The organism is Psychroserpens luteus (genome assembly GCF_015319355.1).
Lineage (GTDB): Bacteria > Bacteroidota > Bacteroidia > Flavobacteriales > Flavobacteriaceae > Psychroserpens > Psychroserpens luteus.
Genome location: NZ_JADILU010000002.1, coordinates 199,503 through 215,600 on the forward strand (window position 1 = coordinate 199,503; position 16,098 = coordinate 215,600).

The 16,098-nt window shown below is 32.1% G+C and carries 14 protein-coding genes; 9 read left to right on the forward strand and 5 right to left on the reverse strand.

From position 1 onward, the window contains the following. Position 1 precedes the first annotated feature (1 nt). On the forward strand, positions 2–1,138 hold the full coding sequence (locus tag IM744_RS04505; protein ID WP_194506910.1) for a chorismate-binding protein: 1,137 nt from the start codon (positions 2–4) through the stop codon (positions 1,136–1,138). 9 nt (positions 1,139–1,147) lie between these two features. Here IM744_RS04505 and IM744_RS04510 read toward each other — a convergent pair whose 3' ends face one another. Further along, positions 1,148–4,387: a S41 family peptidase gene (locus IM744_RS04510; RefSeq protein WP_194506911.1), complete on the reverse strand. Its 3,240-nt coding sequence runs from the start codon at positions 4,385–4,387 to the stop codon at positions 1,148–1,150. A gap of 97 nt (positions 4,388–4,484) precedes the next feature. Between IM744_RS04510 and menD the strand changes: the two genes are divergently transcribed. The 3 genes from menD to IM744_RS04525 all read left to right on the forward strand — a co-directional run bounded on the left by menD (position 4,485) and on the right by IM744_RS04525 (position 7,666). Then, the gene (gene menD, locus IM744_RS04515) at positions 4,485–6,245 is read left to right on the forward strand and encodes a 2-succinyl-5-enolpyruvyl-6-hydroxy-3-cyclohexene-1-carboxylic-acid synthase (RefSeq protein WP_194506912.1); all 1,761 of its coding nucleotides are present in this window, start codon (positions 4,485–4,487) and stop codon (positions 6,243–6,245) included. A gap of 87 nt (positions 6,246–6,332) precedes the next feature. Further along, the gene (locus tag IM744_RS04520; protein ID WP_194506913.1) at positions 6,333–6,674 is read left to right on the forward strand and encodes a DUF2853 family protein; all 342 of its coding nucleotides are present in this window, start codon (positions 6,333–6,335) and stop codon (positions 6,672–6,674) included. A 158-nt stretch (positions 6,675–6,832) separates the two neighbouring features. Then, positions 6,833–7,666: a CvfB family protein gene (locus tag IM744_RS04525; protein ID WP_194506914.1), complete on the forward strand. Its 834-nt coding sequence runs from the start codon at positions 6,833–6,835 to the stop codon at positions 7,664–7,666. Here the strand turns inward: IM744_RS04525 and IM744_RS04530 are convergent. Together IM744_RS04530 and IM744_RS04535 are read right to left on the reverse strand one after the other, a co-directional pair. Further along, on the reverse strand, positions 7,663–8,082 hold the full coding sequence (locus IM744_RS04530) for a hypothetical protein (protein ID WP_194506915.1): 420 nt from the start codon (positions 8,080–8,082) through the stop codon (positions 7,663–7,665). The genes IM744_RS04525 and IM744_RS04530 overlap by 4 nt on opposite strands. Positions 8,083–8,311: 229 nt before the next feature. After that, on the reverse strand, positions 8,312–8,740 hold the full coding sequence (locus tag IM744_RS04535; RefSeq protein WP_194506916.1) for a hypothetical protein: 429 nt from the start codon (positions 8,738–8,740) through the stop codon (positions 8,312–8,314). A 188-nt stretch (positions 8,741–8,928) separates the two neighbouring features. Between IM744_RS04535 and IM744_RS04540 the strand changes: the two genes are divergently transcribed. The 3 genes from IM744_RS04540 (at position 8,929) to IM744_RS04550 (ending at position 11,563) form a co-directional block, all read left to right on the forward strand. After that, the gene (locus tag IM744_RS04540) at positions 8,929–9,768 is read left to right on the forward strand and encodes a 1,4-dihydroxy-2-naphthoyl-CoA synthase (protein ID WP_194506917.1); all 840 of its coding nucleotides are present in this window, start codon (positions 8,929–8,931) and stop codon (positions 9,766–9,768) included. Positions 9,769–9,783: 15 nt separating this feature from the next. After that, on the forward strand, positions 9,784–10,689 hold the full coding sequence (menA, locus tag IM744_RS04545; protein WP_194506918.1) for a 1,4-dihydroxy-2-naphthoate octaprenyltransferase: 906 nt from the start codon (positions 9,784–9,786) through the stop codon (positions 10,687–10,689). 196 nt (positions 10,690–10,885) lie between these two features. Then, positions 10,886–11,563, forward strand: a complete 678-nt coding sequence (locus IM744_RS04550) for a metal-dependent hydrolase (RefSeq protein ID WP_194506919.1) — start codon at positions 10,886–10,888, stop codon at positions 11,561–11,563. 391 nt (positions 11,564–11,954) lie between these two features. Here IM744_RS04550 and IM744_RS04555 read toward each other — a convergent pair whose 3' ends face one another. Together IM744_RS04555 and IM744_RS04560 are read right to left on the reverse strand one after the other, a co-directional pair. Beyond that, on the reverse strand, positions 11,955–12,746 hold the full coding sequence (locus tag IM744_RS04555) for an SDR family oxidoreductase (RefSeq protein WP_194506920.1): 792 nt from the start codon (positions 12,744–12,746) through the stop codon (positions 11,955–11,957). Further along, complete coding sequence (locus IM744_RS04560; RefSeq protein ID WP_194506921.1) at positions 12,736–13,671, reverse strand: sterol desaturase family protein; 936 nt, start codon at positions 13,669–13,671, stop codon at positions 12,736–12,738. The genes IM744_RS04555 and IM744_RS04560 overlap by 11 nt, the downstream gene beginning before the upstream one ends. Before the next feature lie 175 nt (positions 13,672–13,846). Between IM744_RS04560 and IM744_RS04565 the strand changes: the two genes are divergently transcribed. Continuing rightward, positions 13,847–14,902 (forward strand): o-succinylbenzoate synthase, encoded by a 1,056-nt coding sequence (locus IM744_RS04565; RefSeq protein WP_194506922.1) that lies wholly within the window; start codon positions 13,847–13,849, stop codon positions 14,900–14,902. A gap of 2 nt (positions 14,903–14,904) precedes the next feature. After that, a complete protein-coding gene (locus IM744_RS04570) occupies positions 14,905–16,074 on the forward strand; it encodes a CPBP family glutamic-type intramembrane protease (protein WP_194506923.1) in 1,170 nt (389 codons plus the stop codon). Positions 16,075–16,098: the final 24 nt, after the last annotated feature.

Here is a 16,098-nt window from a genome sequence, read left to right on the forward strand (position 1 = left end):
GATGATAGAAAAAGAGTTCTTTACAACTATAGAAACCCATTACAATTCGCAACTGCCTTTTGTAGCTTATAGAAAACCAAACGAAGGCTTTGTGAAGGCAATTCTTCAAAAGGATGGTGCAATACATACTGTAAATGATTTTACTGAGAGTGGTTTTCTTTTCTCACCTTTTGATTCTAAAAAAGACACGATACTGTTCCCTCTAGAACAATCAAAAACAATTTCCTGTGAGTATATTATATCTTCGGAAATATCTAATATTTCAAAACTAAAGCGTAAAAAGGAAGCTTCTAATAATTCTGAAAACGAACAAGAACAACACATCAAATTAGTAGAGCAAGGAATCAAAGCTATAAATGAAGGCAGATTTGAAAAAGTGGTTTTATCAAGAGTTGAAGGTGTTCCAATTTCCGAAGAAAATCCAATAGAAATTTTTCAAAACTTACTTGAAAACTACCCAACTGCATTTGTATATCTCTGGTATCATCCAGAAATAGGTCTCTGGCTTGGTGCAACACCAGAAACACTTTTAAAAATTGAAGGACAACGATTTAAAACCATGTCATTGGCTGGTACAAAAAAGTATGACGATGCGATTGAAAAACCTTGGGGAACTAAGGAAATTGACGAACAACAAATAGTAACAGATTATATTGTTAATAATCTTCAAGACATCGTTAGAGACATTAATGTGACAACTCCAAAGACAATTAAAGCTGGAGAATTATTACACCTACAGTCTAAGATTTCGGGTGTTTTAAAATCGGAACATTTAAAACTAGTTGTTGAAACTTTGCATCCAACACCTGCTATTTGTGGTTTACCCAAAATAGAAACCAAAAGTTTCATTTTAAATAATGAAAATTATAATAGGGAATTCTACACAGGATTTTTAGGAGAGTTAAATATTAAAACCTCAAAATCCCGAAACACCAATAGGCGTAACGTAGAAAATAATGCTTATTCAACTGTGAAAACTACAAGCGAATTATTCGTCAACTTACGTTGCATGCAAATTAAAAATCAACAGGCTTTTATTTATGTTGGAGGTGGCATTACAAAAGATTCTAACCCAGAGTTAGAGTGGGAGGAAACGGTTAATAAAACCCAGACGATTTTGAGTGTGTTATTAAACTAAATTAGAATTCTAATTAATTCCCTTCAACAACTCAATAACAGCAGCTTCTATTTGTTCATCTTTTCCGTTGGTAATTGCATCAAAACCATTTTTAACTAAAATGTCTGGTTGTAATTCTTTGTTTTCTAAAACTTCACCTTCAATATCTAAGACTTGCATGTTTGGGATCCCAAAGACAATACCGTTTTGGATACGTTCCCACCACACAAAACTACAAGTTCCAGGAACTGGCATTCCTACCAGTTTTCCAATTTTTAAATCTTTATAACCTACAGGAGTACAGTGTGCATCAGAATAGTTGGATTCTCCCATGAGCATGATGCTTGGTTTTGTCCAACGACGTTGTGATTCTGTACCAACAACTTTTCCTCCGTTTCTAAACTCCATATATTTTGTTCCGCTTAAAAAAGTAGTGATATCATCTACTAAATCTCCTCCACCATTAAAACGAGTATCAACAACCAAAGCTTTTTTGTTCACTTCTTCTCCCATCACTTCTTCTAAAAATTCTCTAAAACTACTATCATTCATATTACGAATATGCATGTAACCAATTTGATTATTTGATAGTTTATGTACCATTTCTCGGTTTTTCTTAATCCAGCGTTGGTAGCGTAATTCGTTTTCTGCACCTATTGAAATTGGCTTCACACGTTCTTTCCATCTATTTTTTGTTGTAGAATTGTAGTAAGAGATTGTAATAGCATCACCTGCTTTTCTATTTAACAGAGTATAATAATTAATTTCTTTATTTATCGCTTCTCCATTAATTGTTTCAATGATTACTCCTGTTTTTACTTTTTTATCTCCATTTAATAATGGACTTCCTTCAATAAGTTCAGATATTTTGAGTCCGTCGCCATCGTAACTATCATCTATAAAAATACCAAGTGATCCTGTTTGATCACCTTTTTTATTTGATTCTCTAAAACGTGCGCCAGTGTGAGAAGCATTTAATTCTCCTAATAATTCTCCCAATATGTCTTTGAAATCAAAGTCATTATTAAGATTAGGTACGAATTTTTTGTAGTTAGCAGATAATTCGTCCCAAGGTGCTTCATGAAGATTAGGGTCTAAAAACTTTTTCTTTACCTGACGAGAGACGTGATCCATGAGATATAAACGTTCTGCAGATAAATTAAAAGACATTTCGTCATTGATTCCAACTCCTTTTTTCTTACCAGAATCGACATCTACCTTGGATATTTTTCCAGCACTCAAAATAAAAACTTCCTTAGCATCTTTTCCAAATGCTAAACTGCCTCCACGATCATATTTACCCAAAGATTTGATTTCTCTGGTGCGTAAATCTAGTTTCCATAAATTGGCTTTATTATCTACACGACCTAAGTATAATAAGGATTTAGCATCTTTAGTGACTAACATGTCAGATAGGTTAGTAGAAAATAATGAAAGTTTGACTTTACGCTTATATAAATTTTCAAGTTCAATTTCAATAGGCTTTAATTTTTTCTTTTCATCCTTTTTGTCATCGTCTTTTTTGTTTTTATCTTTTTTAGAATCCTTATCGTCTTCTTTCTTGTCATCGTCTTTATCATCTGAAACAAAAGCATACTCATCTTTGCTTAATTTGAATTTGTCATATGCTTTTTGAGTTAAAAACACACCATATACATCTAATTGAGAAGGACCTGTTTTTGCAACACTATGCATCCCATTTCTATCTGAAGACCAATAGATCATAGAACCATCAAGCGACCATTTAGGTGTAAAGTCATTAAATCCACTTTTTGAAACATTAATCAAATCACCAGTTCCATCGGCTTTTAAAAGTCCAATTTCTGAAACCCAATATTCATCTGGATAGAAGGTTAAAGCAATCCATCTACCGTCAGGACTCCACTCAAATTGTTGGTCTCCATCTGCATACGAGAACTGTTTTTCGCCATTATGAATTGATGTGATTTTTTTAGTTTTTAGATTGATAGTTCTCAATTTTGTGCGCTCTTCTAGGTAAGCGATATCTTCTCCTGTTGGCGAAAATTTGGGTTGAAAACTTTCCGAAGCATCAGCTAATAAAACTTCTTCATTTAATTCAATGGCATTCAAAAAATATTTTTCTTCTTTCTTCGGAAGCGTTTGCGTGTAAAGGTTCCAGCTATTATTACGTTCTCCAGCGTAAACAATTGTTCTACCATCTGCGCTAATATCAATGCTGCGTTCTTGTTCTGGAGTTTCGGTAAGTCTACGTGTTAAACTTCCATCTACAGACGTTACAAATACATCACCTCTATGGATGAAAATTAATTCTTTTCCGTTTGGAGAAGGAACCATATCTGTCACGCTTCCATTAACAAATAATAACTCATTTTCCATTATTGATTGGTCACCACTAACATCTACAATTACTTTTTTGGGAGATTCCCCAATGCGCTGAGTGTAGATATTTCCGTTGAAACTATAAGCCAAAAGATCATCATTTGAAATCGAAAGATGTCGTACAGGATGCATTTCAAAATTTGAAACTTGTGAAGATTCATTAGGATTAGAGAAGGTAGACTGAAATACGTTAAACGTTCCAGATTTTTCAGATAAAAAATAAAATGTATCATTGGAACCAAAAAGTATATTACGATTTTCACCTTTAAAATTAGATAGTTTTGTGTAATCTCCCGAAACCGATTTGATCCAAATATCTCTAGTTACAGATGAGGTATGATGTTTTCTCCATTCATCTTCATAACCTTTGATTTCTTCAAAAATCATATCACCTTTACTATTGTTTTTAGCTTCATAAGCAGGAAAACTGCTGAGTTGTTTAGGTGTTGATGCATTTTTGTTTACACTATATAATTCTCCTAATCTATGAAATAGCATAGAGTTTTCATTATCTAAACGAATACTATTGAACCAAATATCTTCATTGTTTTGAGAGAAGTCTGTTGGCATATCGTCAGCAGAATGAAATGTTAATCGCTTTACATTAGTTCCTGAAGCTGTCATTATAAACACATCAAAATTTCCATGCCTGTTAGAAGCAAAGGCGATGTGTTTACCGTCGTGTGACCAAACAGGTTTTGTGTCATAAGCACTGTGAGTTGTTAATCGTGTTGCTCTCCCACCATTTGAAGATACTAGATAAATATCTGCATTGTAAGTGAAAGCAATTTGATTTCCATTTGGAGAGATAGCTGTATGTCTAAGCCATAATTCGTCGTTTTGTTGTGCTGTTACGAAGTTGCTAAAAGCTAAAGATAAAAGGAGAAAAAGGAGGGAATGGATTTTCATATAATTTAAATTTGATTATAAAGGTTTGGAAGTTAGTGAATTAATTGTATTCAATCTTGTTTTTTTTGAGTGACATTTTGAATAACTTTGTAAACAGATGATATACCCTAAAATTCCGCTTGCACAAACTGTAATTCAGTTGTGTAAACTTAAAAATATAAAACACATTGTTATTTCTCCTGGAAGTAGAAATGCACCTTTAACGCTTGGATTTAGCAATGATGAATTCTTCAATTGTTATAGTATAGTAGATGAGCGTTGTGCTGCTTTTTTTGCTTTAGGTATTGCTCAGCAAACCAAAGAGCCAACAGTTGTTGTTTGTACTTCAGGTAGCGCGTTACTTAATTATTATCCTGCGATTGCAGAGGCTTTTTATAGTGATATTCCATTAATAGTACTTTCAGCAGATAGACCAAAACATTTAATTGGTATTGGTGACGGACAAACGATCAATCAAAAAGACGTTTTTGAGAATCATATCCTATATTCAGCAAATTTAAAATTAGATTTAAAGGATGAAAAGCGACCATCAGACAAAGATGAGCTTCCTATTTTTAAGAATTTAGAAAATAAGCTAGAACGTATCTTAGGCTTGCAGCAAAGTATTCAGTCTCATAACGAAGAAGAAATAAACAAAGCATGTAATCTAGCGAGATTTGGTAAAGGACCAGTGCATATTAATATCCCTTTTGACGAACCGCTTTATGAAACCGTTGAAGAATTAACAGTTCATCCTAAAACCATAGAATTAGATGTTAAACCATTAAAAATTGATCAGGCAGAGCTTAAAGACTGTATTGATGAATGGTATGTATCAAAGAAAAAAATGATATTAATAGGTGTGTTGCCACCTAATCAAATTGAACAACAATGGCTAGATGAGTTAGCAAATGATAATAGTGTGATTGTTTTTACAGAAACGACTTCTAATGTGCATCATCAAAAATTCTTTCCCAGCATTGATAAAATGATAGCACCTTTAGAAGCTGATGATTTAAAAGCTTTACAGCCAGAAATATTAATAACTATTGGAGGTTTAATTGTGTCTAAAAAGATTAAAGTCTTTTTAAGAGAATTTCAACCAAAACACCATTGGCATGTAGGAGATAAACATGCAAATGATACATTTTTCTGCCTAGATAAGCATATTGTAGCACCACCCAATGATTTTTTTGCTGAGTTTTTGCCAAAAATAACACACGTTGCTAAAAGTAATTATTTAGATACCTGGACTGCAGTAAAACAATTACGCCATAAAAAACATTTGGAGTATGTGAAGCAAATTCCGTTTAGTGATTTTAAGGCTTTTAGTCTCATGTTAAAATCTATTCCTAATAAAACTATTTTACAGTTAGGAAATAGCTCTACCATAAGATATGCACAATTGTTTAATATGAATTCTTCTTTAGAAGTGTTCTGTAATCGCGGTACAAGTGGTATTGATGGCAGTACATCTACAGCTATAGGTTGTGCAGTTGCTAATGCTAAACAGACGACTTTTATCACAGGAGATTTAAGTTTTTTCTATGATAGTAATGCATTATGGAATAATTACATCCCAAAAAACTTTAGAATTATAGTGGTTAATAATCAAGGAGGAGGAATATTCAGGATTCTCCCTGGACATAAAAACACAGATAATTTTGATTACTTCTTTGAAACCAAACATCATCTAACCGCAAAGCAATTATGTGAAATGTATGATTTTGAATATGTTACAGCCAGTAATGAGCAAGATTTAGATGTCGCTTTGAAATCATTTCATAATAAATCAAAACAACCACGACTGCTAGAGGTGTTTACACCAAGAACAGAAAATGATTCTATCCTCTTAGACTACTTTAAGTTTATCAAATAAAATTGTGACATCTTAAGTTTTCATGTGTCTAATAATTAACTATATTTATAGAGCAATTATTTATTAACCTAAAAATTAACAACTAAGATGAGTAAAAGAGACGATTTAATAGTAAAGTATGCTGCAGATTTAAAAGATAAATGCGGAGTTACTGCAGACATGGATTTTTTAACTAAAGTAACCATTGGTTGTGGACCATCAATATATAATGCAGATGCTGCAACAGTTTCTGGATCTGATCCATCTGAATTAGCTACAGTAAAAAATAATTTCTTAATTAAAAAATTAGGATTAAAAGATAGCGCAGATTTAGACAAAGCAATTGATTCTGTAATGGAAACATACGGTAAATCAAACCGAAATAAATATAGAGCTGTTGTATATTATTTATTAGCAACACATTTCAAAAAACAATCTGTTTATAAATAGAATTTTTAAAATATATCAAGAAGCGTTACGAGAGTGACGCTTTTTTTTATTCTGAAATTTTAAGTCTTGAGTATTTGTAAAGAAAATACATGTAAATTTCTTGCATCATAAGTCAATAACTCAAGCCAACTAAAACTCTTTTTGCATATCTTTGGAGCATGATTAGAATAGGAGACTACAACACATTAGAAATAATACGCGAATCAGAGCAAGGAATATACTTGTCTGATGCAGAAGATAACCAAGTTTTACTTCCAAATAGGTATGTACCAGAGACATTTCAAATTTGGGATCAACTTGAAGTTTTTGTGTATTTAGATAATGATGAACGTCCAGTTGCAGTAACCGATGAACCTTATGTTATTCGTGATGATTTTGCTTTATTGCGTTGTAATCAAGTGACAGATCATGGCGCTTTCTTAGATTGGGGATTAGTAAAAGAACTCTTTTGCCCATTTAGTGAACAAGCCTTTAAAATGAAAGCTGGTGGATGGTATCTCATCTTTTGTTATCTCGATGAGAAAACAGACAGATTAGTTGCTTCTAGTAAAACCAATCGTTTTTTAGATAATAAAGACTTGACGGTTCAGCAATTTGATGAAGTTGATTTAATTGTATCTCATCCATCAGATTTAGGAATGAATGTTATCGTTAATAATCAACATTTAGGTTTAATATTTCATGAAGATATATTTAAAGATATTAGTGTTGGAGATCGTTTAAAAGGATTCGTGAAAAAAGTACGTGAGGATAATAAATTAGATATTGTTCTTGGTAAAATTGGTTATAGAAAAATTGAGCCAAATGCCGATTTAGTCATGGAATATCTTGGTGACACCGAAGGCGGTTTTTTAGCGCTTAATGATAAATCTAATCCAGACGACATTAAAAACGTCTTACAAATGAGTAAAAAAACTTTTAAAAAGGCTATAGGTACTTTGTATAAACAAAAGTTGATTACTATAAAAGATGATGGTATTTATTTGAATTAAATAGAAGCAGCTGTTTCTTTTAGATGATATTCAATCCATTGTATAGCATCTTCTAAATTATCAAAATTTCTCCTATTAAAATTGAAGAAATGATTTTCTATTTCAAATACCTTACTAGCTAATTCTGAGTAAGTTACTGTAGCGTAGGCTTTTAGATTTTTAAATATCTCATTAAATATTGGAGCATCTGTGACTAAAATGGAGTATGAATGTATTCTGTTGCTAATAAAACCGAAACTGGTATTACCATATTGCTTTTCAATTTCAATCTTGGCTTCATTAAAATTATCAAAATTAATGTTTATACCTTCATTGAATTCGCAGACTACAAATTTCTTAAAAAAATATAAATCTCCTATATCTATAGTTTTTTTGAATATGAGGTCTTCATAATAAGGAAAATCAACAATTGACATATTTGTTATTTTAAAAAATTAAAAATGCAAATATACTATGCTTACATAGTATATTTATTGTAATTATTAACTTAAATATATTATTATAAATTCTCTATTTATAGGAATGAAAACTTTACGAATAATGCATATTTTATGAAAATAACTCATAATGATTATTAAAAAAAACATTTAGAGTGTTTAAATTAATAATCTTCTAACAATATGCATTAAAAAAAGATTATAGAATTTAATTAAGAGGTAAAGGAATAGTGCTTATCACTCTCTTGTAAACAGTATCTAAACCTTCATAAAGGTTATTAAAGCTGATATCTTCGGAAGTGCAAAACTGACTTTCAATATCAGCATTCATGCGTCCAGCAAAGTTATAACTAACAATTCCGTAGGCAACTAAATTCGGAAACATAGAGCGCACTTCAACAGTTTCTAACAAAGCTATAGAATAAGAATTAATTCTATTGGCAACAATACCAAAAGGTTTAGAATTTCCGAAGTAATTCATCATAGATTCTAAAATTTTCTTCCCGTTTTTTATGTCAGCATGAATGCCTTCGTTAAATTCTACAACAGCAATATGGTTGAAGAAATGAATAACACCTGCTTCAGATTGTTCTTCTTTAATAATTTGATGTGCAATATTAGAATTCAAAATTTTCATAGCCCTAAAAGAGGTATTAATTATTATGGCGTTTTAAACTGATGCCTATAATAAGACACCTAATTTTATAAAATGTCACATAAATATATAATTGCTAGAATTTTATGTGTTAGCCTCATAAGATTTAGATGTTTTTTGATTGAAGTATTATTTTTAAAGCAGTATTTTTGTATTAAATATTAATAATTATGAGTCAAACCGAATGGGTTACCGCAAAAACCTATGAAGACATTACCTATAAAAAACGCAATGGTGTTGCCAGAATAGCGTTTAATCGTCCAGATATTAGAAATGCATTTCGACCTAAAACAACAAAAGAACTTTACGATGCTTTTTACGATGCAGGAGAAGATGTAAATATTGGTGTTGTACTTTTATCTGCCGAAGGTCCATCAACAAAAGATGGGATTTGGAGTTTTTGCTCTGGAGGTGATCAAAAAGCAAGAGGTCATCAAGGTTATGTTGGAGAAGATGGTTATCATCGTCTCAATATTCTTGAGGTTCAACGTTTAATTCGTTTCATGCCAAAAGCTGTTATTGCAGTGGTTCCAGGTTGGGCAGTAGGAGGAGGACACAGTCTTCATGTAGTTTGTGATTTAACCTTAGCGAGCAAAGAGCATGCTATTTTTAAACAAACAGATGCAGATGTGACAAGTTTTGATGGTGGATATGGATCTGCTTATTTGGCTAAAATGGTCGGACAAAAACGCGCTCGTGAGATTTTTTTCCTCGGAAGAAATTACTCTGCTCAAGAAGCCTATGATATGGGAATGGTCAATGCTGTGATTCCTCATGATGATTTAGAAGATACAGCCTATGAATGGGCTCAAGAAATTTTAGAAAAATCACCAACATCAATAAAAATGCTAAAATTCGCTATGAATTTGACAGATGATGGGATGGTTGGTCAGCAAGTATTTGCAGGAGAAGCAACTCGTTTAGCATATATGACAGATGAAGCTAAAGAAGGTCGTGACGCGTTTTTAGAAAAACGTAAGCCTAACTTTGACAAAAAGTGGATTCCTTAATTATAGCGTTGTTTCATGATTAAAAAAATAAAGCCTTGGCTTTCCGCTTTTAGATTGCGCACCTTGCCACTTTCGGTATCTGGAATTATTATTGGGTCTTGCTTTGCATATTACAATGGCAAATTTGACGGACTTATAATGACTTGCGCTATTCTTTTAACTATAGCATTACAGATTCTTTCAAATCTTGCTAATGACTATGGAGACGGTATAAGAGGTACAGATAACGAAAATCGAATAGGACCAGAGCGTGCTATTCAAAGTGGAGCAATTACTCCAACAAAAATGTTTGATGCTATTAAAATCAACGTGCTCATTGTTATTGTGCTCACTGTTGGACTCATATTTGTATCATTTGGAAGTAAATATCTTCTCTATACAATATTATTTTTCTTGTTGTCTGGATTTTCGGTGTATGCAGCTATAAACTACACAGTAGGGAGTTCTCCCTATGGTTATAGAGGTTTAGGAGATGTATTTGTTTTTATTTTCTTCGGAATTTTAAGCGTCGTTGGGACTTACTTTCTTTACACAAAACATTTAGATCACCATGTTTGGTTACCTGCAATTTCATTAGGTTTTTTAAGCATGGGAGTTTTAAATCTCAATAATATGAGAGATATAGAATCTGATAAATTATCAGGAAAAGAAACGCTTGCAGTCAAGTTAGGTAAAGATAAAGCTAAGACTTATCACTTGACACTTATTTTTTTAGCTATTGTTGTATCTATTGTATTTTCACTTTTATACTTTTCTAACTTTTGGAATTTCTTATTCTACATAGCTTTTATTCCATTATCTATTCATATTAATAAAGTTAGAAAAGCTAAAGACCCAAGAGACTTCGATCCACAATTAAAAGTATTGGCTTTAACCACATTTCTATTTTCAATCCTTTTAGGTATTGGGTATATTTTATGATTTATTTAACATAGATATTTGGTTATCAGAGAATTAATCCTTATATTTACTATAGAAATTTTGTAGGTAGACACCTTGTTTATGAGGTGTCAACAATAAAATTTGGGGCTTAAAAACTCAGACAATTTCTTCAAATCTGTCTGAGTTTTTTTTGTATTTTCGGGTCAGGTAATTAATCTTATTAAATTTATCACCAATGCAAATTACATTTTACGGTCACGCAAGTTTAGGAATCAAAATTGAAGATGTTAATATTTTAGTAGATCCTTTTATTTCAGGAAATCCAAAAGCTGCTCATATAGATATAGAAACGCTTAAAGCAGATTATATTTTGGTGACTCACGCGCATCAAGATCATATTCTAGATGTAGAAGCCATTGCCAAACGCACAGGAGCAGTTATTGTTTCTAATTTTGAAATTGCAACACACTTTGATAAATTAGGTTTAGAAAATCACCCGATGAATCATGGCGGACAATGGGATTTTGAATTCGGAAATGTAAAATACGTCAATGCCATTCACACCTCATCCTTTCCAGATGGTAGTTATGGTGGTCAACCAGGAGGTTTCATCATAGAAGGCGAACATAAAAATATATACATCGCAGGAGATACCGCTTTAACAATGGATATGAAACTCATCCCATTATTCACAAAGTTAGATTTAGCTATTCTCCCAATAGGAGATAATTTCACGATGGGAATTGATGAAGCCATTTTAGCAAGTGATTTTGTGGAGTGTGATAAAGTATTGGGTTACCATTTTGACACCTTTGGTTATATAGAAATTGACCACGAAGAAGCAAAACGAAAATTCTTTGACAAGGATAAAGATTTAATGCTGTTAGAGATTGGTGAGAGTATTGAGTTGTAGATTGACTTCAATTTGACTAAAAACTAATGAAAAGAAAAAAAGGATTAATACATACACTAATCTATTATAGTATTTGTGTGGTAGTCTTTATGGTTTTATCTGTGACATTAGAACAACCAAGACATTTTATTGGTTTGAATTATATATTTCTCTTTTTGATAGCATTAATTGCGTTTTTCTTGATACTTATGAACCTGATTAGTATAGATATGAATAAACATAAAGAGTATAATATAGGTGCTCTTTTTGTTCATTTATTTTTTTTAACAGGAGTAATAACATGGTATGTAATTATTTATTATAGTCAATTTGAATAAAATATTTGTGACTAAAAAATTAGGAGATTATTTTGCTAAACATCTTCTGTGATCTTTACTCACAAACAAAAAACCTACCTCACCTTACTACGCAACACAAATTTATGAACCAATCTTGGTGACAAGCGTTTTAATAACACACCAAAACGTTCAAAATTACCAATATAAGCTTCATACTTTTCTTTACGAATGGCTGTAATCATTTTTTTGACGAAGACATCAACATCTAATCCGTTTTCTGTCATCTCATCTTGATAGTCTTGTTTGCTACCATCTGCAGTTAAAGCATTTCTTGCCACATTGGTATTTACAAAACCAGGACATATAAAAGTTACTTTCACATGGTCTTTGTCATGTTCTAAACGCAACGCATCAAAAAATCCATGCAAGGCATGTTTTGCACCACAATAGGCAGAGCGATAATGAGAACTAAACTTTCCCATTAAACTAGACACGACAACATAATGACCAGATTGGTTGGCAACAAAATGAGGTAGCAATGCTTTAGAGATAGCAACGGTTCCTAAATAATCAACTTCCATAAGTTTACGATCTACAGCTATAGAGGTTTCTATAATTGGAGAACGCTGACTAATACCACCATTATTCACCAGTATATCAATAGTTCCAAATGCTGAAATAGCTTCCTTTGCAATCTCTTGCATGGCATCAGTTTCTGCTAAATCTAGAGGTAATACATACACCAAATCTGGATTATTACATAGTTCTTTAACCTTTTCAAGTTCTGAAGTTCTTCTAGCAGACAAGATTAATTTACAATCGTATTTTGATAATGCAATTGCTAAACTTTTTCCAATTCCGCTGGAAGCACCAGTAATCCAAATGATTTTATTGTTAAGCTTCATTTTTGTTTTTTTTAACTGAAAACTGCTCATTTCTTAATAAATCTGTCCATTCCTTCCTTAAATCATCCGAAAGCTGTCCAGTGCCATCATGTCTCCAACCAGGAGGTTTAATCAGATAAAGTAATCTGTGTTTTAACGATTTCCGACCAGAAAAAGCATCTTTAAACATTTGTACCCATTCAATAAAAGCAATAGTAATTGGGTTATAGGTATCGATGTTTTTTACCAGTCCGTAAACTACTTTTTCATCTTTTAATTCAGGTTGAAATGTACCGAAGAGTTTATCCCAAATAATTAAAATTCCTGCGTGATTTCTATCTAAATATAAAGGGTTGCTTCCATGGTGCACACGATGATGCGAAGGTGTGTTAAAAACCGCTTCAAACCATTTTGGGAGTTTATCGATGGCTTCAGTATGAATCCAAAATTGATAAAGCAAACTTATTGACATTTGTAATAAAATCATTCCTGGATGAAAACCTAAAAGTGGCAACCAAAGCCAAAATATGAAGGAGTAAAATCCGCCAGACCATGTTTGTCTCAACGCTGTACTTAAATTATAATGTTGAGAGGAGTGATGCACAACGTGAGAAGCCCAAAATAAACGACACTCATGAGATGTGCGATGAAACCAATAATAGGCAAGATCATCTGCAAAGAATATTAAAACAAAACTCCACCAAGTAATTGGGATGGTAAACAATCTAAAATGTTCATAAATGTAAAAAAATGCCAATAGCACTAATGCTTTACTAAAAAAGCCAAGAAATACGTTACCTAATCCCATTGCAATAGAAGAGACTGCATCTTTAGTTTCGTAAGTTTTAATGCCTTGTTTTACTGTTACATACAATTCTAATAACATCGCTATGATAAAAACAGGAATGGCAAATAAGATAATATTAGGAAAGTTTGGGTCTTGCATGTGCTAGTTTTACTTTTAGCTAAAGTACAAAATTGTTAAACTATTACCTTCATTATAATGAAGCAGACTTTTTTGGCCTAAGGACACTTATCGTAAAAAGTAAATTAAGTTTTCATCATAACTTCTAACTCAATCAAACGTAATTTATGCACACAGATTTCTTATTTTTGTTATAATGATAAAAGCAACATACAAACACTACAAACTACATTTCAAAAACCCAAGCGGAACTTCCAGAGGTATTCTTAAAACCAAAGACACGTGGTTTATCATATTAGAAAAAAATGGTAAAACAGGTATAGGAGAATGTGGTATGTTTAAAGGTCTCAGTATTGATGATAGACCAGATTATGAGGATAAACTCCAATTTACTTGTGACAACATCAACTTAGGTTTAGAAAATTTGGTCAGCGAGCTTATTGAGTTCCCGAGCATTCAAATAGGTGTAGAGATGGCTTTTAAATCTTTAGAAAGTGAAGATGGTTTTAATTTGTTTCCTTCGGAATTCACTCAAAACCAAAAACCAATTCCAATTAACGGATTAATTTGGATGGGTGACAAGACCTTCATGAAACAGCAAATCAAAGACAAATTAAACGCTGGATTCTCATGTATAAAACTAAAAATAGGAGCCATAGATTTTTCTTCGGAAATTGAACTCCTCAAATCCATTAGACAGGAATTTTCAGCAAAAGATATAGAACTTCGAGTAGATGCAAATGGTGCATTTTCGCCACAGGAAGCTTTAGAGAAATTAAAATGTTTATCAGATTTTGATTTGCATTCTATAGAACAACCCATAAAACAAGGTCAATGGAATGAGATGGCGAAATTGTGTGAAAGCACACCTTTACCAATTGCTTTAGACGAGGAGTTGATTGGCATATTTTCCGAAGAAAAAAAGAAAGAGATGCTATCTATTATTAATCCGCAATACATCATTTTAAAACCAACCTTAGTTGGTGGATTTGGAGGTAGCGAATCGTGGATAAAATTAGCAGAAGAGCAACAAATAAAATGGTGGATTACAAGCGCTCTAGAAAGTAATATTGGACTTAATGCTATTGCGCAATGGACTTTTACGCTTAACAATAAATTGCCTCAAGGTTTGGGTACAGGTAGTTTATTTTCTAATAATTTTGATTCGCCATTAATTGTAAAAAATGGTACATTGCAGCACGAAAATAATAGAGATTGGAACACGTCGTTTCTCGATATTAAACTAAAATAAGAATGAACAAATTTATTGCACAAGCTTTTAAAGTAGAACATGATTTTTGGAAATATTTAGTAGGATCTATAGTGGTTTTTGCTGCAGCGCTTGTTGGCCAATTTCCGTTATTGGGAGCAGTGGTTATAAAAATGATTAGTGATGGCACTGATATAAATGGGCTTAACGAATCAACGATGTACACTATTTTAGATTCTAACGTATTTTTGTTTTTGGCTTTGCTCTCTTTTGCAGTCGCTTTTATTGGCTTATACATTGCTGTGAAATTTATTCATAAACAAAAAATGATAACGGTTGCCACGTCTAGATCAAAGTTAGATTGGAAACGAATTTGGTTTGCTTTTTTCTTTTGGGGAATTGTATCTTCTGGATTAGTATTAGTCGATTTTTTCTATTTAGCACCAGAGAGTTATGTTTATAATTTTGAAATGCAACGCTTTATTATTCTAGCAATTATTGCTATTGCTTTAGTACCAATACAAACAAGTTTAGAAGAGTATTTGTTTAGAGGCTATTTAATGCAAGGATTTGGTGCAGCAACTGTTGAGCAATATTTCCCTTTTGCGTTCTTGATTTCGTTGATTACGATCCCAATGTTTATCATATTAAATATTAAATATTCTATTAGTTATGTAATGAATTTTGGGTTGTTATTGATTGTGATTAGTGTTGGAGTTGTCATATTTCAGATTATAAAAGTAAATAACGGATTTGAATCTAAAAGTTTTAATAAACTTAGAGACGTATGCCAAAGAAACTGGACACCTTTATTGATTACATCTGCTATTTTTGGATTATTGCATATTGCAAATCCTGAGATTGATAAACTGGGATATATTTTATTAATTCATTATATAGGTACTGGTGTTTTCTTAGGGATTATGACTTTAATGGATGAAGGTATAGAGCTTGCTTTGGGCTTTCATGCTGCAAATAATTTGTTTACAGCCCTATTGGTGACTGCAGATTGGACAGTGTTTCAAACCCATTCTATTTTAAAGGATGTTTCAAGTCCTAAATATGAACTTATGGATGTGATACTTCCTGTCTTTATAATGTATCCAATCTTACTATTAATTTTCGCCAAAGTTTTTAAATGGACTAATTGGAAAGAAAAATTGTTTGGTAAAATTGAAGTTCCACCACAAGATGACTATAAAATTATTGATTAAATATTTGTATTAAGCTGAAATATT